Origin of the sequence: Micromonospora sp. KC207, assembly GCF_004348615.1 — a bacterium.
Classification (GTDB): domain Bacteria; phylum Actinomycetota; class Actinomycetes; order Mycobacteriales; family Micromonosporaceae; genus Micromonospora.
The window spans coordinates 1-18,270 of sequence record NZ_SMKJ01000122.1 but is presented as its reverse complement, the minus strand read 5'-3'; the positions used below and the strand labels follow the sequence as shown (position 1 = coordinate 18,270).

The following is an 18,270-nucleotide window of genomic DNA, read 5'->3' as shown; positions in this document are numbered from 1 at the left end:
GCGGGGGCCCCGGACGTCCCCCGGAAAGCGGCGAGAAGATCTTCACCCGTACCGCCGAGGTGGAAAACCTCGCCCCGAACCCGGACAACGCCTACCTCGGCACCTGGCTCGTCCCGCCGGGACCGGACCAGGTCGTGGTAGTTCGGGGCCGGGCACCCCGCGCGATCCGCGGCACCCATCCGGTCTCCTGGCCCCGGCGGCGCGCCGACGTCCGCTACTGGTCGCTGTGCACCAACCTGGGCGGCCAGTACAAACCCGTCGTGATCAACCGGTTCCCCGAGGGGCCGGCGAGCTACGGCTGTCGTTACAACGACGAGACCCAGCTCGACCGGTACGGGTACTACACCTTCGTCCTCGGCACGGAGGGGCAGCGGGCGGCCATCGAGGCCATCCGAACCGCCACCTTCGTGCCCTTCTCCGTCTCGTACCCGACGACCCCGCACATGGTCCTGCTCCGGCACCTGCTTCCGGTCGAGGACTTCCCGTACGCCGTGCAGAACGTGCCCATAAACAGCTCGGCGGAAACCGCCGCGGCCGTCATGGGGCCGTACTACCCGCTGGTGACGGTCTGCTCGTTGGCCACGCTCACCGCCGAGGGGCCACACGGCTGCACCGCCTGAGCGGTCTGGTTCCCCGTCACACGCGCCACCATCGAGGTGACGATCGGGCTGAGACCTGACAGCCCGGTCCGCCCGGTCCGCCGGTCCCGGCGGACCGGGCGGACGCCCGAGCGGCTGGGACGAAGGACGACCTTCGCCCCAGCCGTTGGTGTCCTGCGGGTCAGAACGGCCGGGCATGGGTGAGCAGGGCCAGCTGACTGGTGACCGACTGCCGGTGGTGTTCCAGTTCGGCCCGTGTCCGGCTCGACCGGTCGAGTTCCCGGTCGAACAGGCTCTCTCGTTGGCGACCAGAAGGTGCTCGCCGGACAGCCTCTAAACGGCGACCGACTGACAGAGGCGGCGCAGCCAGCGTCGCGGCGGTGGAAGGGACAGCACGTCCGTGGACGCGCACGCCTTCACCTACGGCTCGCGGGTCCTATTTCCCTGGGTGGGTACAGCCTGTCACCCTGGGGGTACGAGCCGGGATCGACGGCGGGCCGGCGGATACTCGCCCACGAGTTGACCCACGTAGTCCAGCGGCGAAGGGGACGCGGCTGGGACAATCGCGGTCGAGGGTCGGACCAGCGACCACCTCGACCGGAGCGGACGGCTTTAGCCGATAGGTCAATCAACGCGATCCTTGACAACACCAGAACCCTGGTCAAGAAAGCTTACGGCTGCAGTCCCTGCGACAGTCCCAGGGAGCTGGGCCGGTCGCCAACGCCGCCTACCCGAGGGGGCAAGAAATTGTGCATCCTGCTTAGCCGCAACCGTTAGCCGCAGCCGGTCGAAACGGCGTCGGAACCAGACGTTTCGAAACCCTGAACACCCTAGAAGGCGGTTAGAAATTACACCGCCGACCACCCGGATTCACCACTAGGCGAACCGGGTCAGCGTGCGTCACCGGGACGCCCCCTCGTCAGAGGATCGACCGCGCCCCGGGCACGGCTGCCGTGCCGACGGCGTACGGGTTCAACACGTCGGTCGGCTCGTCCTCGAAGTCGACCTCCGTGCCCACCCCAAGGTGCGCGGCCATCTCGACGAAGAGGTCGAGGGCGACGTGGTCCTCGATCGCGATGCCGGTCGAGTCGAAGACCGTCAATCCGTACCGGGCGTCGGCCACGATGCCCGCGTCGGCGCAGATCTCGCTGAGCGAGGGACCGAGGCGTCGCGGATCGAGGACCTGGCTCTCGCCCTCCCGCGCCGCCTGTTCCGGGTGGTCGGGGCACACCAGCGCCCGGTCCACCAGCGACCGGGGCAGTTCGACCTTGCCGACGATGTCGGAGCCGACGGCGTTGACGTGCAGGTGATCGCGCAGCGAGACGTCCGGGAAGACGGGCCCCGCGCCGACGCCCACCGACGTCGCCGTGACCAGTATGTCGGCGGACCTCGCCACCTCCTCGGGTCGGGCCGCCGTCACCGCAAGCCCGGTGAAGTCGACCCTCCGGCCGAAGGAGGCCAGGTGAGCGGGGTCGACGTCCCAGGCCAGCACCGTGTCGATCGGAAAGGTGAGACTCAGGGCGTGCAGTTGGGTGACTGCCTGCGCGCCACAGCCGATCAATCCGACCGTCCGACTGTCGGGGTGCGCCAACGCCCGGCTGGCCAGCGCCGACGCGGCACCGGTGCGCAGGGCGGTGAGCGCCGCGCCGTCGGCCACCACCGTCGTGCGCCCGGTCCGGTCGTCGAAGCGGGCCACGCAGGCCGTGATCGTCGGCAGGCCGTAATCGTCGACGTTCGACGGGCTGTACGAGACGACCTTGATGGTGGTGCTCTCGTTTCGCTCCCGGTGCGGCATCCACTCGATCACCCCTGGGGCAGGCCCCTCCCGCTCGAACGCGCCCCGCGCGGGCGACAGCTCGGCCACGCCCTTGTGCACCTCGACGAATTTTTCGCCGAGACGTGAGATCAGCTCCGTCAGCAACGTGTCGACGCCGATCTCGTCCATTATTCGACCGATGTGCCGCTGGGTCAGAATTAGCATCTCGCTTGAACCCCGTCTGTAGAGCCACGGCTTCGTTGTCGGGAACGCATTCTGCGCGAAGAATTACGATCGGCCACATGGGCCCAAATTGGATCCATCAGCCCGATCGATCGATGCCAATCACCATCCATCGGCACGCGACCACATCGAATCGTAGTTGACCCCACGGCGGACGGCAATGGCGGCTTTCCCGCCGCGCCGACCGCCCCACGTTCGCCGCCCCACGCTGATTCACACCATTCTCACATCCAATGGGAAACACATTGGAGCGAATCACCACACATCGACTTGTATCAGTTTTTCCACGTCACGCGGCGTGGGATCGGGACGCCTCACCCGTCACGGAGGGAGCGGCGGGAAAGACCGAAGGCGAAGGCCGCACCCAACGTCGCAGCGGTGGCCAGGAAGAGCACCCCGCTGCCGTGCGCGTCCACCACCAGCCCCGCCGCCGCGCCGGACAGCGGGAAGAGGCCCAACGCCGCGAAGAGGATGGCGCTCATCACCCGGCCGAGCAGGTGGGCGGCGGTGTGCTGCTGGACGACGGTGATGACCAGGACGTTGGTGACGGTGCTGGCGACACCGGCCACGGCCAGCGCGACCACGGCGCCGGCGTACCCGGCGAACGGCACGAGCGCCACCGCCCCGGCCATCACCAGGCCGGAGAGCATGGCCGTGGCACCGCGTCGCCGGATCCCGGTCAGCCCGGCGGTGAGGAACCCGCCGGCCAGCGAGCCGCCGGTGAACGCGGCCAGCAGGCCACCGAAGCCGCCGGCACCGGCGGCCAGGTCGGCGCTGGCCAGCGAGGGCAGCCCCACCCGGACCATCCCGCCGACGGTCAGGTTGGCCGCGGCGGTCACCACCAGGACGGTCCGCAGCAGCGGAGACCCGCGCAGCAGCCGCCAGAACGTCAGCCGGGGCGGCGGTGCCGTCCCGTCGGCGGGCCGGGCGAGTGGCGCGACGCGCCGATGGTGCGCTCCGATGGCCGCGAGGCAGGCGGCCGACACCGCGAAGGTCAGCGCGTCGACCCCGAACGCGACGCCCGGCGAGAGCAGCACAACGACCAGCCCGGCCACCCCGGGCCCGACCAGCCCGGCGGCGAAACCGGCGGTGCTGTGCAGCGCGTTGCCGGCCTGCAACTGCTCGGCCGGGAGCAGCCGGGGCGTGATGGCGTAGGCGGCCGGCTGGAACAGGCCGGCCCCCAGACCGGCTCCGGCGACCAGCGCCCCGATCAGGACGAGGCCCGGCTCCCCCGCGACGGCGGCCACCGAGATCGCGGCGGTGGACGCCAACCGGACGAGGTCGGCGACGAGCATCACCTGCCAGGGGCCGGCCCGGTCGGTGAGGATCCCGCCCAGCGGGGTGGTCGCCAGCCGGCACAGGCCGTAGACCGCGACCAGCAGCCCGAGCTCCCGGGCGCCCCCGCCGACCTGGTAGACCAGAAAGGGCAGCGCGACGGCGTGGAAGGCGTCGCCGAAGACCGACACCGACTCGGCGACGAAGAGCAGCCGGTAGTCGCGGGACCGCAGCGGCACCAGGCTCAGCCGCAGCCGACGCCGGGAGGCTCGGGTGACGGTGGTGTCAGCCATGCAGGGCCACCGGCAACGACTCCAGCCCCCGCAGCATGATCGTGTTCCGCCAGCGCAGGTCCGCCTCGGTGCCGGCCGACGTCAGCGCCGGGAAACGGCTCAGCAGCCCGGCCAACGCCACCTCGCCTTCCAGCTTGCCGAGGAACGCGCCGAGGCACCGGTGCAGCCCGTGGCCGAAGGCGAGGTGCCCGGCGTCGCCCCGGTCGAGCACGAGCCGGTCGGCGTCGGGGAACCGGTCGGGGTCGCGGTTCGCCCCGCCCAGCGACACCAGGACCAGCTCCCCGGCGGGAATCTCGACCCCGTCGACGTCCACCGGCTCGGTGGTGAACCGCAGGGTCGCCATGCTCACCGGCGACTCGTAGCGGAGGAACTCGTCGACCGCCGTGGGCAGCGCCGCCGGGTTCCGCCGCAACCAGGCGTGCTGGTCGGGGTGGCGCAGCAGCGCGAGGGTCGCGGTGCCCAGCAGGTTGACGGTCGTCTCGTGCCCCCCGATCAGCAGCAGGAACACCATGCCGACGATCTCGTCGTCGGTGAGCTGCCCCTGGTCGCGGGCCGCGAGCAGGACCGTCAGCAGGTCGTCGCGCGGGTCGGTACGCCGCCGCGCGAGCACGACGGCGATGTGGTCGGTCAGCTCCCGCAGCGCCCGGCCGAAGGCCTCCGGGTCGTCGCCGTGGGTCAGGATCGCCGTCGACCAGCTCCGATAGGCGGCCCGGTCCTCCGGCGGGAAGCCGATCAGCTCGCAGATGACCAGCATGGGCAGCGGAAAGGCGAAGTCCGCCACGAGGTCGACGGTGTCGCGGTCGGCGACTCCGTCGAGCAGCGTGGCGGTGACCCGTTCCACCAGGGGACGCATGGCCGCCACCCGCCGGGCGGTGAAGAACCCGTGGATCAGCCGACGGAGTCGGGTGTGGTCGGGCGGATCGCTGTTGAGCATGTGGACCATGTCGCCGCCGAGCGTCACCCCCGCCACCCGGGCGTCAGCCAACTCCTGCGCCCGGCGGGCGTCCTGGCCGAACCTCGGGTCGGCCAGCACCGCCCGCACGTCGCGGTACCGGGCGACCACCCACATGGGCAAACCCTCGTCGCTGTGCAGGATCGACACCGGACCGTTGGCCCGGATCCGGGCCAACGTCGGGTACGGGTCGGCGATGAACGGGGCCTGCCGTGGCGGCGTCAGCTCGTCCTCGGCGGTGCTCATGGTTCTCCTCGGGATACGCGCTCGGGGGAGCTAGACGATCAGGGCGGGGAAGGGCCAGCGGTGGGCGCGGGTCGGCAACCACCACAGGTGGCCGGCCTGCTCGACGACCAGGTGCGCCCCGGCGAGATCGCGGCGCACGGCGGGCGGCACCGCCGTCGCGGCTACGCCCTCTGCCAGCGCCGCGATCGCCGTCAGGTGGCCCGGCTCATCGATAGTCACCACCTCCAGGAAGCCGGAACGGCGGTCGCGGACCTCGACGAACCCGGGGCCGCGCCGGTAGACACAGCGGCCGAGGAAGAACGCCGCCCGCCAGCGGGCCGCGACCGTGCCGGCGTCGTCCCCGGCCAGGCGGGCCGGCGGGCACAGGTGGGTGAACAGGTCGCCGCCGCGGCACCCGTCCCGGCAGCGCGCCGTCCAGTCCACCGCCACCCCGTGGGCGGTCAGCTCCCGGATCAGCAGGAGGGAACGCGCCGAGGTCGCGTCGGCGTCCGCGCACAGGTCCACCGGGTGGGCGAGCCGCGCGTGCCGAGCGCCGGCGCGGTACCAGGCGGCCGCCGCCGGGCCGCACGGCCCGGCGAGTCGGTGCGTGCCGAGCGCCATCCCCGGCAGCCGCGCGGCGACTGGATCGTAGTCCCGGGACAGCTCGACCTCGACCACGGTCGCGGCGAAGTCAACCCGCCGCGACGGCATGGTGGTCCTCTCCGCCGCGCGCGGCGGCGTCCGCGGCGGCCCGCTGATGGTCGACCCGGGCCAGCACCTGGTTGTGCGACTCGACGACGGTGTGCACCCAGCAGCCCCCCTCCTGGAACAGGATGCCCAGTTCAGACCAGTGGTCGAGCAACGGTCGCACCACCGCCGCCCCGCCGGGTGTCCGCGCGGCCAGCGTTGCGGCCGTCCGGGGCTGCTCCAGCAGCCGGAACAACCCGACCTCGACCGGCGAGGTCAGCTCGCACACCGACCAGTCGTACGCGGCCCGCCGGCTGACCAGCACGATCCGGTCGTCGACCTCCTGGTAGGTGAGCCGGCTGACCGGGTACTCGGCCCGCCACCGGTCGATCGCCGCGCCCAGCGCCGCCGCCTCGTCCCGACCGATGCCCTGGGCGACGGTGGTGAAGATGTACGCCAGGTCGGCGAGTTCCCCGGCGGGCAGGTGGTAGATCTCCCGGTACTGCGGGGCCGGCTCCAGCACCGGGAAGCCCAGCTCCGGCTGGTTGAAGTACGGGCTGAACCGCTCGATGGCGATCCGCGCCGCGCCGATCGGCGGGTCGAGGTGGTGCAGCGCCGGAAGCTGCGCGATGACGTCGGTGTAGTCCTCGGCCGTCTCACCGGGGAACCCGTACAGGTAGTTCCAGCTCGTCGTCACCCCGGCGCTCTGCGCCTCCCGCAGGGCCCGGACGTTCTGGCAGCCGGTCACGCCCTTGTCCATCAGCCGCAGCACGTGGGTGCTCAGGTTCTCCACCCCCGGCTGGACCTGCACCGCCCCGGCCTCGCCGAGCCGTTGGAAGTGGTGCCGGCGCAGGTTGGCCTTGACCTCGAAGTGCAGGCGCACGTCGTACTCCGACTCGGCCAACCGCAGCAGCACCGAGTCGAAGTACGCCATGTCCAGGATGTTGTCGACCACGATGAAGTCGAGTAGTTGGTGCCGGCGGGCCAGGTCCAGCACCTCGTCGAGGAAGCGCCCCGGGCTCTTGCTGCGGAACTGCATCGACGAGCCGTTGAGGCCGCAGAACGTGCAGTGGTGCTTCTCGCCCCACCAGCAGCCTCGGGAGCCCTCGACGACCAGCTTCGGCGCCACCCACTCGGCCGCCGCCGAGGCGTCCAGGCGCTCGACGAAGCCGGTGTAGTCCGGGGTGACGATCCGCGCCGGCGGCAACGGTCGCGTCGACATCGGGTTGGCCCGCGCGGCGCCCGTCGGGTCCCGCCAGCACAGCCCGGGGATGTCCGCGAGGTCGCCGGCCGCGCCACCGCCGGGCAGCGGAGCGGCGCCGCCGAGCGCGTCGAGCAGCGACGGGAAGGCCACCTCCCCCTCGCCCCGGACGACGAAGTCGAGGAACGGGAAGTTGCGGTGCAGCGCCGCGCCCTGCGCCCCGTCGCAGTTGGCCCCGCCGAGCACGGTTTGCACGGCGGGCCGGCGCCGCTTGAGCAGGCGGGCGGCGGCCAGGCTCGCGGTGTTCTGCTGGAAGGTGCTGGTGAATCCCACGACGTCGGGTGCGGCGGCGTCCAGCTCGGCGACCAGCTCGGCCACGAAGTCGGGTGCCAGTTCGTGCAGCGCGGCGGTCATCGCCGTCTCGGCCCGGCTCGCCCCCGCGTCGGCCAGCAGCCGGTGGAACGGCGCGAAGTCGCGCCGTTCGCCGTAGAGGGCGCTGGCGAACACCCAGTCCCCGGCGCCCTCGAAGTAGGACGTCTCGGAGAAGTACTGGTAGTCGGCCAGGCCGAAGGGTAGCCGGTCCACCGCCCAGTCGACGAAGTCCAGGTTGGCGTAGCGGACCCGCACGTCGTGGTCGGCGCCACCGGCGGCGGCACGCAGGATGCCCAGGGCGAGCGACGGGACGTCGAGCGATCCCCACGGCATGTGCACCAGGACGACCTTCATCGCCGGTCTCCTTTCGACGGGCTGGGCATCGTTCCGGGGCCTCGCGGCGGCGCCCCGGAACGACGTCTTGGACGTGCCGTCACCGCCGCCGGGTCACTTGCCGGTCTGGGGCGCCTCGGTCACCTGGGGTCGCGCGGCCGGGGCCGCCCGGTCAAGATCGAGGAGCATCTTGACGATGACGGCGCCGCGGTCCCGCTCGCCCGTGCTGATCGGGTCGTGCCGCACAGTGCGTCGCTTCATTGCATTCACCTCCCTCCGGTCGTTTTGGGGTCGGACCCCGCCGGTCGCGGTGGTCCTGGCTGGGGGACGCCGGGGTCCGGTCGCCCGGCGGCAGCACCGTGGCGACGTACCGGAGCAGGGCGGTGAAGACGGTCGTCTGGCCGGCCGCGTCCCCGTGGTGACCACCGGTGGTCCAGACCACCTCGTGCGGGACCGACCGGTCCCGCAGCGCGGCCACGTACCGCTCGACCGCCTCCGCCGGGCACCGTTCGTCGTCGGTCGCGGCGGCGACGAACAGTGGGCCGCGCACCCGGTCCAGATACGTCATCGGGTCGGCGGCCCGGTACCGGTCGGGAACCTCGGCGGGCGTGCCGCCGAAGAGTTCCTCGTCCACCTCGCGCAGGGCGGGCAGCGTCGTGCGGTGGGCGGTGGAGTAGTCGGCCACCGGGGAGACCGCGAGCCCGACCGCCCAGTCGTCGGGCTCGACGCCCATCGCGAGCAGGACCAGGTAGCCGCCCCAGGAGTAGCCGCACAGCCCGATCCGCCCCGGCTGCGCGACACCGAGGTCGACCAGGTGTCGGCGTACCGCGGCGAGATCCTCCAGCTGGGCCAGGCCGACCCGGTGGCCGAAGTCATGCCGCCACCGCGGGCCATAGCCGGTGGAGCCCCGGTAGTTGGTGCGCACGACGGCGTAGCCGGCGTCGGTGAGCAACTCCACCCGGGGGTCGTAGCTGTCCCGGTCGTGCAGGAACGGCCCACCGTGCAGCAGGAAGAGCGTCGGCCATGGTCCGGGGCCGGGTGGGGTGGCCAGGAAGCTGTGGATCCGGCCGTACGGTTGGGGTGTCCACACCTCCCCGCGCCCGGGCACGGCCGGCGGGCCCGGTGCCGGGTGGTGCTCGACGGCCGGGTCGGCGACCAGCCGGCGCGGCGGCACCGCCTCCCGGCTCCACACGTAGTGGACCGCGCCCTCGGGCGCGCACGCCAGATCGAGGATGGTCCCGGGTGGGGTGGGCAGGACGCTCGGGGCGCCGCCGTCGAGGTCGGCCAGGAGCAGCCGGCTGCGTCCCGCCCGATCCTGTTGGACCAGCACCCGGCGGCCGTCGACGTACCAGTGCGCGGTGATCTCCGTGTCGAACGTCAGCCGCTCGTGCAGCCGGATGTCCCGCCCCGGCCGCCAGGTGCCGACGGTGTAGCGTCCGCCAGCCTCCACGACCAGCAGCAGCGCGGCGTCGCCCTCCGGGCCCGGGCGGAACTCCAGTGCCCACACCCGGCGGTCCCGGCCGCCGGCCAGGACCTCGGTGCGGCCGTCGACGAGCCGGACCACGGTGACCGCGGCGGGCCCGTCCGGTCGTCCGGCCAGGGCGAGCAGGGTGCCGTCCGGGCTCAGGTCCACCAGGGGCACGTAGCTCGGGACGGTGGCCAGCAGGCGGCCCGCGCCGCCGGGGGGCCCGAGATGGTACCGGGACTCCGCGCCGCACCCGACACAGACGACGGCCAGCTTTCCGGTGTGGTCGAAGGCGATGCCGTACGGCCGGCCCGGTGGCACCCCGGTCAACGCGGGAACGGCCTCTCCGCCGTCGAACGGCTGGCGTCGCCAGGCCCCCACGCCGTCCGGGTCGGTGTCGAACCACCAGACGTGGCCGCCGTCCGGCTCCAGGTCGCACGCGTCCACCCCGTGCCGCGCCCGGGTCAGTATCCGGCGACGGCCGGTGGCGCGGTCCCATGCGACGACCTGGGAGCGACCCGCGACGTCGTCGAGTTCGACGGCCCGCAGCGAGTTGTGGGCGGAGAACGCCGGTGCGCGCGGTGGAATCACGACGCCCCCGTTCCTGCGGACAGCCGAAGCACCGATAGTAATCGGGCAACGTCTATGTGTAAACGTCGGTGACGCGCAGGCCGGCGTGCGCCCGGTGGCGCCGGTCGACCGAGATGAGGCCGGCGGTGCGGGCCTCCACCTGGTGCGCGTTGCGCGGCCGCCCGCCGTAGCTGCCGCGCTCGCCAGGGAGCGCGCGGGCGGAGGGCTGGACGAGGTCGGTGGCCGCGCGGTCGTCGCCGAGCACGAGGACGTCGGTGTCGACCGTGTCGAGGTCGGGGTCCTACAGGAGCACGGCGGAGACGTCGTGGAACGCGCCCACGGCCCTCCGGCCGGTTGGGCGTGGCACGTGCGTTTGGCGGCCTTCTATCCCTGCGCGCGCCGTCGTGCTACCGCCCGGTCCGAGGAAACGGGGGGCGCGGTCCCGGCGGCAGCGAGGCTCAGGCGGCGCCCCCGTTGACGTACACCACCTGGCCGTTGATCCACCGGGCCGGCCCGGCCAGGAAGGCCACCACCTCTGCGGTCTCGGCCGGGTCGCCGAGCCGGTTCATCGGCGACATCGCCGCCATCTGGACGATCGCCTGCTCGTCCTTGCCCTCGAGGAACAGCGCGGTGGCGGTCGCGCCGGGCGCGACCGCGTTCACGGTGACGTCGCGTCCGCGAAGCTCCCGGGCCAGGATCAACGTGATCGCGTCCACCGCGGCCTTGCTGGAGGCGTACGCGGCGTAGCCGGGCATCGACAACCGGGGCGTCGTGCTGGAGATGTTGATGAGCGCGCCCCCGGGCCGAATCCGGCGGGCCGCCTGCTGATCGACCACGAAGGTGCCGCGCACGTTGATGCGGTGCACCCGGTCCAGCTCCGCGAGGTCCAGCTCGGTCACCGGAGCATGGGACGCCACCCCGGCCGAGTGCACGACGACGTCGATCCCGCCGTACGTCCGCTCGGCGGTGTCGAACAGTTCCGCCACCGCCACCTCGTCGGCGACGTCGGCCCGCACCGCGACGGCGTCCCCGCCGGCGGCGACGATCGCCGCCACGATCTGCTCCGCCTCGTTCTTGCTGGTGACGAAGTTGACCACCACCGCGAAACCGTCCGCCGCCAACCGTTGCGCGATCCGCCTTCCGATCCCCTGTGCACCGCCGGTCACGATCGCGACGCGCTGCGGGACGGTCATGACGGGGTCTCCTGGTCCTCGCTGGGCCGGGACGGCGAAGCTGCCCGGAAGACCGAATTAGATCAAACGTGGGATGCGCTGTCCACGGTCGACCCGGCCGGCGGCATCCCGCCCGCACCACCAGCGTGCGGACTGCCGAGCCCGACCCCGACCGATCAGGGCCAGGACGGGCACCTCGTCGGGCCCGCCCGGACGCCGCCTGCGACCCGGCTCCAACCCCGCGCCGCCGCCACGGGCGCCCGACCGGGGCACCCGTGGCTGGCATCATCCGGACCTGCCGCGCGGTGGGTCAGTCGAGCGCCGGTGCCACCCAGGACGACCGGATCAGCTCCCGCTCGGTGGCGGCGAGGTGGGCGGTCGCGGCGAGCCAGGCCCAGGCGTACCGGTCCGGGTCGGGGTCGGTGAGCCGGCCGAACGCGTCCCGGCCACACCGGTCCGACTCCGCCACCAGCGCCGACGCCAGCGCGGCGGCGGTGGTGAGACCGGCCCGGCGCAGCGGCCCCGCCAGCGACGCGGCGTCGTCGCGGGCCGCCTCGGCGACCGCCCGGCGGCCACCGGAGACGGCCAGCTCCACCAGTCGACGGACCCGCCACAGCGGGGACTCTGCGATCACGTCGACGACCGGCACCGGTGCGGTCGTACCGGCCTGCGCGCGGGGCGGCAGGTGACCGCCCTGGATCTGGTCGTAGCCCAGGTCCGCCCGACCGTGCCACTGCTCCGGCAGCCGCAGGGTCACGGTGGCGCCGGGCACCGAACCGACCATGAGCGGGCGCAGCGTGCCGGCCCGGGCGGAGTCCAGCCGGCCGACCACCCGGATCCACAGCCCCGGCCGGGAGGCCAGCCGCCGCAGGTTGGCCACGTGGGCCAGCACGGGGTGCGGGTCGGCCGGCACCAACCGGATCACCGGCCCGTCGGGCACCGGCGCCCGGTCCGCCCCCGTGCCGGGGGCCAGCTCGCGGGCCAACAACTGGTCGCCGACCGCACCGACCACGACCAGATCAGCGCCGAGCAGGGCGGCCCCGGCCCGGCCCGGGTCGGCCGGGTCGTCGGTGGCGAGCTGCCCGGTCACCACCTCGGCCAGCGGACGGGCGAACAGCTCCGCCAGCGCACCGGTGGACCAGTCGGGCCCGCTGAGCGGGGCGGCGCGGACCCCCGCGCCGGCACCGAGCCGGCCGTCCGGGGACACCGTGGTGCCGGTGATCCGCAGGCCGCCCCGGGCCAGCACCGCGTGGTCGACCGCGACCGCGCCCATCTCGGTGACCGCGTGGGCGCAGTCCCTGGCGCGGCCCGGGCCGCCCGGCTTCACGTCCCCGAACGAGAGCCGGCGGCCATCGGCGGCGACCAGGTGGGTGACCACGCCGGCGTACCCGGTCGCGCTGATCACCGGCTCCCGGCAGATGCCGTACACCTCCAACGTGCCGTCCGGCTGGTAGGCCCGACGGAGCACGCCGACCAGCGCCGGGTCGGGATCGCCGGCGGCCAGCCGGCCGGCCACGTACAGCAGGTCGTGCAGCACCTCGACCAGGTCGGCGAGCCGGTGACCGGTCTGCCGGGACCGGTGCGCGCGCAGGCCGCGTACCAGGCGCAGCGCGGCGCTCTCGGCCCTCGGCAGGCCGGCCAGCCGGGCGCTGTGCGCGGCCCGCAGCAGATCGGCCTGCGGGACCGCTCCGGCGGCCGGGACACCGGAGGCGAGCACCGTGGCGGCGGCCCGCCACAGCGCGCCGGCGGCGGCCCGCTGCGCCTTCGTCGGCCCGCGTCCGGTGCCGGCGGCGGTCGGACCGGTCGCGCCCGTTCGCCCGGTCCTCCTGGCCCGTCCGGTGGGCGGGCCGGCGGCGTCCTGCGGGGCGGGTGGCCCGGCGGGCGCCGGATCGGGGTGGCAGGCCGGGTCGGCGACCGGGCAGGCCACCAGGACCGCCGCCCGGTGCAGGCAGCGGGGTGCCAGCAGGCAACCGCAGCGGACCTGGTCCGGGCCGGTGACCACGCCGGTCGGTCCGGCCCGCAGCACGACCACGGCCTCCGGGCCACAGTCGACCGACACGCCACCGTCGACCCTGCCGACCGGCACCGCGGCCAGCCGTTCGACGGTGGCGTCCAGCCGCCGGCGCAGCCGGGACGGCAGGGCCGCCACCGCAGCGGCGGCGACCGCCGGCGACACCGGCGGCAACCGGTCGGCGGCCACGACGGTCGGGGTACGGTTCGTCAACGTGATCCTCCGCGGACACGGTCGCCCACCCAGCGGGCGAGTTCGAGCGGGCTGAGAGCGGCGACCGGCATCCCGGCCGCGACGAGCTGCTCGGCGACCGGAACCGAGTAGCACGGCACCCCCCGGTCGTTGAGCGCGGCGCAGCCCAGCAGGTGCACGCCGGCCGACGCCAGGGTGCGGACCTCGCCGAGCAACCCGGCCAGCGGGTAGCCCTCCTCGAAGTCGCTGACCACGGCGACGATGGTGCGGCTCGGCACGGTCACCAGCGAGCGGGCGTGGGCCAGCCCGGCGGCGATGTGCGTGCCGCCGCCGACGCGTACCTCCAGCAGCAGCGACAGCGGGTCGTCGACCCGGTCGGTCAGGTCGACCACCTCGGTGGAGAAGGCGAGGAAGTGGGTGGACAGGGTGGGCACCCCGGCCAGCACGGCGGCGGTCAGCGCCGACCACACCACCGACGCCTCCATCGAGCCGGACACGTCGACCACCAGCACCAGCCGCCAGTCGGCCTCCCGACGGGTGCGGGTGTGGAAGACCGGGCGTTGCGGTACGACCACCGTCCGGCCGTCGCCGAGCCGCCGGGTGTGCGCCAGGTTCGCCCGCAGCGTACGGGCGAGGTTGATCCGACCGCCGGGGCGGCGGGTCGGGCGCGGGCTGGTCAACCCGGTCAACGCCGGCCGCACCTGGGTGGCCAACCGCGCGGTCAGCTCCTCGACCAGCCGCCGGACCAGGGGCCGCAGCCCGGCCAGTTTCGCCTCGGGCAGGCCACCGGCCAGCGACAGCACCGAGGTCAGCAACTCCACCGAAGGGCGTACCGCGGCCGGGTCGAGTTCGCTGAGCACGTCGGTCCGGCCGCTCTCGGCGGCGCGGGCGATGACCTCCTCGCGAACCGTCGTGCCGAACAGCGCCTCCAGTTCGTCGGCCCACTCGCGGGCGGTCGGGAAGGCGGCCTCCTGTCCCCCGCCGGCCGCGTGGCCGAGGTCGATGCCGCCCTCGCCGCGCCCCGCCCCGTACAGCTCGTCCAGGACGCGGGCGTAGCGGCGGGCGTCGGCCGGCAGCCGGTCGGGTTGGCGGCCGAGCAGCAGCCGCCACCGGTCCGCCGGGGCGAGCCCGGTGCCCGCCGGGGCCGCCCGGTTCGCGCCGCCGGTGGGGGCGCCGGCGGCGTCGGCGGGTGGGTCCGGGATCGGTATGTCGCGGGCCAGCAGGGCGGCCCGACCGGCCGCGTCGGCGGCGGCCCACCGGGCCAGCAGCTCGGGCGGGGCGGACAGGGCCAGGTCGAGCCGGTCGCCCAGCCGTTCGGCGACGGTGTGCAGCAGCCGCTCCCGGGCCGCCGGGGTGAGCACGTCGAACCCGCCCCGCAGCGCCGGCAACCGGTCCAGGAACTCGGGATCGGTGAGCCGTTCGACCCGCTCCAGCAGCGGGTCCAGGGCGGCGGGCGCGGACTGCAACAGCGGGTGCGCGGCGGTGAGCAGACCGCCGAGCAGCCGGTGCAGGTGCCGTCGGGCGTCCGGCCCGGTGGCCGCGTCGATCCAGCCGGCCACCCGAGTGCCCAGGCTGGCCAGGTCGGTCAGGTCGAGCAGCACCCGGGCGGCGAGGGCCGCGCCCTGCATCAGCGCCGAACCGGACCTGGTCAGGTCGTCGAGGGCGGTGTCCAGGCGCAGGCCGATCCGGTCCTGTCCGGCCCGGACGGCGAGGTCGACCAGGGCGGCGGCGTCGTCCGTGGCGTCGCTGCCAGCCAGGCCGGGCAGCCCACGGACCGCCGCGTCCAGCAGTACGACGGCCAGCTCGGCCGCCCGGTCGCGGCTGGCCGCCGTGGTGCCCGGCAGGTGTTCCCGGCGCAGCGCCTCCAGCAGGTCCAGTGCGGCCAGCAGCTCGGGCAGCGTGCCGCTGCCGGGCAGCACGGCGGCGGCCAGTTCGAGCCGATCGGTGACCAGCTCGGACAGGTCACACCGGGCGGCGTCGCGGAGCCCGGTGAGTAGCTGCGCGACGGTGGGCCCGCCGTCGGCGGCCTCGCGGCGGAACCGCTCCCGCAGCGTGCCGGCCGCGGCCAGCGCCGCGGTCACCCCGCGAACGCCGACCAGGTCCAGGCGGGCCGCCACGGACGGGGTCCAGGCCAACTGCCAGCGGGTGGTCAGGGCGGCACCGTCGCCGGTACCGGCCACCGCGACCGGTTCGCCGTACCCGACGCCGCTGACGTGCAGGCGGTGCAGCAGGACCTCGCGCCGCCCGTCCAGGTCGGTGCGCAGCGGGTCCAGCCGGACCTCGCGGGCCTTCGGGCTGTCCGGATTGGGCAGGCGCAGCGCGGCCAGCGCCGCCTCGACCGCCGGGCCGAGCCCGGACCGGGGCGTACCGGGGGCGGTCCGGCCCCGGTCGGCACCGACCAGCACGGTCTCCAGCGCGCGGGCCAGCGCGCGGCCCCGGCCGAGCAGTTCACCCTGGCCGAGCACGGTGGTGACCGCCTCCAGCACCTCACCCCGGCCGGGTGCGGGCAGGCCGCGCAGCCGGGCCAGGTCGTCGGCCAGCCGGACCGCTTCGGTGGCCTCGCCGGTGCCGGCGGTGTGCCCGGCCGCCCGTAGTTCCCGGCACACGTCGGTGACCGCCCGGGCGGCGGCGGCCCGGATCCGGTCCGGGTCACCGGCGGCGGCGAGGACGGCCTGCTGCCAGCGCGGGTCACGTATCCCGGCCGGGTAGCCGGACCGGGAGTCGAGCAGGTCGAACGCGTAGGGCACCAGGGAGGTGGCGACGCTACCCGCGACCGGTCCGGACGGCCGGTCGGGGACGCCGCCGGTCGGCCGGGACGGGCCGGCAGCGGGGCCGGCAGGACCGACGGCGCCGGGTGACCCGGCGACGAGCAGGGCCGGGGCGTGGAAGGCGCCGACGACGGCGGCGACCCGCCGGCCGTCCGCGCCCGCGTCGGTCAGCACCCGGCGCATGTGCTCCTCGCGGGCCAGGTCCCGGGCCGGTACGCCGTCGCCGCTGGCACTGTCGGCACGTAGCGCCCAGCCCACCCCGAGGGCGGCCCGGCGGACCGCCTCCGGCGGGCAGCCCGGGGCGCGTACCTCGACCACCCGGTCCCACAGGTCGTCGCCGTCTCGGCCGGTGCCGCTGGCGCCGAGCCCGGCGGCGTAGCTCGACCGGCGGGCTCCGGGCACCGGGGCGTCCGGGTCGGCGTCGCCGCCAGTGGTCGGGTCCGCGCCGGTGGCCGCCTCGGTCGCGGTCCAGCCGGGATCGGCCAGCGGCAGGTCGCAGCAGACCACCTCGACGCCGCGCTGCCGGGCCCAGCGGATCGCCGCGAGTTCCGGGGAGAAGTCGGCGAACGGGTAGAAGCCCATCGGTCCGTCCGCGCCGTGGCTGCCGACCACGGCCAGCGGGGCCCGGGCGGCCGGGTCGGACAGGTACGGCAGCCAGTGGTGGAAGTCCGCCGGCAGCTCGACGGCGACCACCTCGGCCCCGGCGGCGTCCAGCAGCGCGGGGACCACCGACGCCAGGGCGGGGCTGTGGTGGCGTACCCCGATCAGGTACGGCCGGGCCGACCCGGCGAGCGCGTCGACCACGGCGCGCGGGTCGGCGGCCGGCGGGTCGACCGCGGCGGGTGCGGCGGCCGGACCGGCGACTACGCGGGACGGCGGCGTCACCGCAGGCTCGCCCGCAGGTCCCAGAGCCGGCGCCACATCGCCGAGCCGTCCTCGGCGCGACGGCGAACCGGGCCGTCCCAGTAGCCGAGCAGCCGCGCGTGGTCGTTCTCGTCGTCCTTGCGGACCACACCGAGCAGGTGCCCGGGGACCAGGTCGAGTGGGTCGCCGCCGGGCAGGTACGCGGCGGCCAGCCCGAGCGACGCCGCCACCTGCACCGCCTCGGCGGTGGACATCACGGTGCCGGGCCGCTCCACGTCCCAGCCCTCGCCCGACCGGCCGGTCCGCAGGTCCCGGAACACGGTTACCAGGGCGTCCAGCACCGCGTCGTCGACCGTGTACGGCGCTCCGGCGCGCTGGACGGCGGCGGTGGCCTGTCGGCGGACCAGGTCGGTCTCGGTGCCCGCGTCCGCGATCGGGTGGACCGTCTCGAAGTTGAACCGGCGCTTGAGGGCCGAGGACATCTCCGACACGCCCCGGTCCCGCAGGTTGGCGGTGGCGATCACGGTGAACCCGGGCGTCGCGCGGATCAGGCCGTCCTCGGTGCCAGCCAGCTCCGGCACGTTCATCCGCCGGTCGGACAGGATGGACACCAGGGCGTCCTGCACCTCGGGCAGGCAGCGGGTGACCTCCTCGATCCGGGCCACCCGGCCGGTCCGCATCGCGGTCAGCACCGGCGAGGCGACCAATGCCTGGGGGGTGGGGCCCTGGGCGAGCAGCAGCGCGTAGTTCCAGCCGTACCGGAAGGCGTCCTCGGTGGTGCCGGCGGTGCCCTGCACGGTCAGCGCGCTGGTGCCGCAGACGGCGGCGGCCAGCAACTCGGAGAGCATCGACTTGGCCGTGCCGGGCTCACCGACCAGCAGCAGGCCCCGCTCGCCGGCCAGGGTGACCACGCACCGCTCGACCAGGCTCCGTTCCCCGACGAACTTCGCGGCGATGGTCATGCTGGCCGGCAGGTCGACGCCGCCCGGACCGGTGCGCCGGTCGGCCGGCAGCGACAGCGCCTCGCCGTCGCTGCCCTGGATGAAGGTGACCACGGCGCGCGGGGTCAGTGCCCAGCCCGGCGGCCGGGCCCCGTCGTCGTGGGCGGCCAGGAAGGTCAGCTCGGCGGCGTACCGCTGTTCGGCGCAGAGCACCTGGGCGGCGGTGCTCTGCGGCGCCACGGTGGGGCGGACGTGTTCCGTCACGGTCACGGGGTTCCTCGATCTCTCACTGGTGTCGGACGTGCGGGCGGGTCGGTGATGGGCCGGGCCGACCGCCGCAGGGATCAGCGC

Annotated in this window: 13 protein-coding genes; 2 read left to right on the top strand and 11 right to left on the bottom strand. The window is 74.6% G+C overall.

The window, feature by feature from the left end:
• Together E1258_RS33385 and E1258_RS35905 are read left to right on the top strand one after the other, a co-directional pair.
• Positions 1-620: hypothetical protein (locus E1258_RS33385; RefSeq protein ID WP_243715507.1), on the top strand; the 620-nt coding region annotated here is incomplete at its 5' end.
• Between the two features lie 234 nt (positions 621-854).
• Positions 855-1,376, top strand: coding sequence for a DUF4157 domain-containing protein (locus tag E1258_RS35905; RefSeq protein ID WP_132401997.1), 522 nt, complete (start codon positions 855-857; stop codon positions 1,374-1,376).
• A 142-nt stretch (positions 1,377-1,518) separates the two neighbouring features.
• On the opposite strand, the gene E1258_RS16980 is transcribed toward E1258_RS35905, so the two are convergent.
• From E1258_RS16980 to E1258_RS16930, 11 genes are all read right to left on the bottom strand, one after another.
• Entirely contained in the window at positions 1,519-2,544 is a 1,026-nt protein-coding gene (locus E1258_RS16980; protein ID WP_132401994.1) for an ornithine cyclodeaminase family protein, read from the bottom strand.
• A 368-nt stretch (positions 2,545-2,912) separates the two neighbouring features.
• Complete coding sequence (locus tag E1258_RS16975; protein WP_132401991.1) at positions 2,913-4,166, bottom strand: MFS transporter; 1,254 nt, start codon at positions 4,164-4,166, stop codon at positions 2,913-2,915.
• Positions 4,159-5,364: a cytochrome P450 gene (locus tag E1258_RS16970; protein ID WP_132401988.1), complete on the bottom strand. Its 1,206-nt coding sequence runs from the start codon at positions 5,362-5,364 to the stop codon at positions 4,159-4,161. Before E1258_RS16970 ends, E1258_RS16975 begins: the two co-directional genes overlap by 8 nt.
• Before the next feature lie 30 nt (positions 5,365-5,394).
• Positions 5,395-6,054, bottom strand: coding sequence for a DUF5825 family protein (locus E1258_RS16965; protein WP_132401985.1), 660 nt, complete (start codon positions 6,052-6,054; stop codon positions 5,395-5,397).
• Positions 6,035-7,957, bottom strand: coding sequence for a RiPP maturation radical SAM C-methyltransferase (locus tag E1258_RS16960; protein ID WP_132401982.1), 1,923 nt, complete (start codon positions 7,955-7,957; stop codon positions 6,035-6,037). Before E1258_RS16960 ends, E1258_RS16965 begins: the two co-directional genes overlap by 20 nt.
• 151 nt (positions 7,958-8,108) lie before the next feature.
• Positions 8,109-9,950, bottom strand: a complete 1,842-nt coding sequence (locus tag E1258_RS16955) for a prolyl oligopeptidase family serine peptidase (RefSeq protein WP_371688630.1) — start codon at positions 9,948-9,950, stop codon at positions 8,109-8,111.
• A 94-nt stretch (positions 9,951-10,044) separates the two neighbouring features.
• Positions 10,045-10,236: a hypothetical protein gene (locus E1258_RS16950; RefSeq protein ID WP_207919594.1), complete on the bottom strand. Its 192-nt coding sequence runs from the start codon at positions 10,234-10,236 to the stop codon at positions 10,045-10,047.
• 193 nt (positions 10,237-10,429) lie between these two features.
• A complete protein-coding gene (locus tag E1258_RS16945; protein WP_132401976.1) occupies positions 10,430-11,164 on the bottom strand; it encodes an SDR family oxidoreductase in 735 nt (244 codons plus the stop codon).
• 289 nt (positions 11,165-11,453) lie between these two features.
• Positions 11,454-13,367 carry a hypothetical protein gene (locus E1258_RS16940; RefSeq protein ID WP_132401973.1) on the bottom strand — a complete coding sequence of 638 codons (1,914 nt, stop codon included), beginning with the start codon at positions 13,365-13,367 and terminating at the stop codon, positions 11,454-11,456.
• Complete coding sequence (locus E1258_RS34890; RefSeq protein WP_132401970.1) at positions 13,364-16,999, bottom strand: DUF5682 family protein; 3,636 nt, start codon at positions 16,997-16,999, stop codon at positions 13,364-13,366. The genes E1258_RS16940 and E1258_RS34890 overlap by 4 nt, the downstream gene beginning before the upstream one ends.
• Positions 16,996-18,183: an AAA family ATPase gene (locus E1258_RS16930; protein WP_371688629.1), complete on the bottom strand. Its 1,188-nt coding sequence runs from the start codon at positions 18,181-18,183 to the stop codon at positions 16,996-16,998. The genes E1258_RS34890 and E1258_RS16930 overlap by 4 nt, the downstream gene beginning before the upstream one ends.
• Positions 18,184-18,270: the final 87 nt, after the last annotated feature.

Coding starts and splice junctions, on each gene's coding strand:
- E1258_RS16980 (WP_132401994.1), bottom strand. CDS start 2,544: ATGGACGAGATCGGCGTCGACACGTTGCTGACGGAGCTGATCTCACGT.
- E1258_RS16975 (WP_132401991.1), bottom strand. CDS start 4,166: ATGGCTGACACCACCGTCACCCGAGCCTCCCGGCGTCGGCTGCGGCTG.
- E1258_RS16970 (WP_132401988.1), bottom strand. CDS start 5,364: ATGAGCACCGCCGAGGACGAGCTGACGCCGCCACGGCAGGCCCCGTTC.
- E1258_RS16965 (WP_132401985.1), bottom strand. CDS start 6,054: ATGCCGTCGCGGCGGGTTGACTTCGCCGCGACCGTGGTCGAGGTCGAG.
- E1258_RS16960 (WP_132401982.1), bottom strand. CDS start 7,957: ATGAAGGTCGTCCTGGTGCACATGCCGTGGGGATCGCTCGACGTCCCG.
- E1258_RS16945 (WP_132401976.1), bottom strand. CDS start 11,164: ATGACCGTCCCGCAGCGCGTCGCGATCGTGACCGGCGGTGCACAGGGG.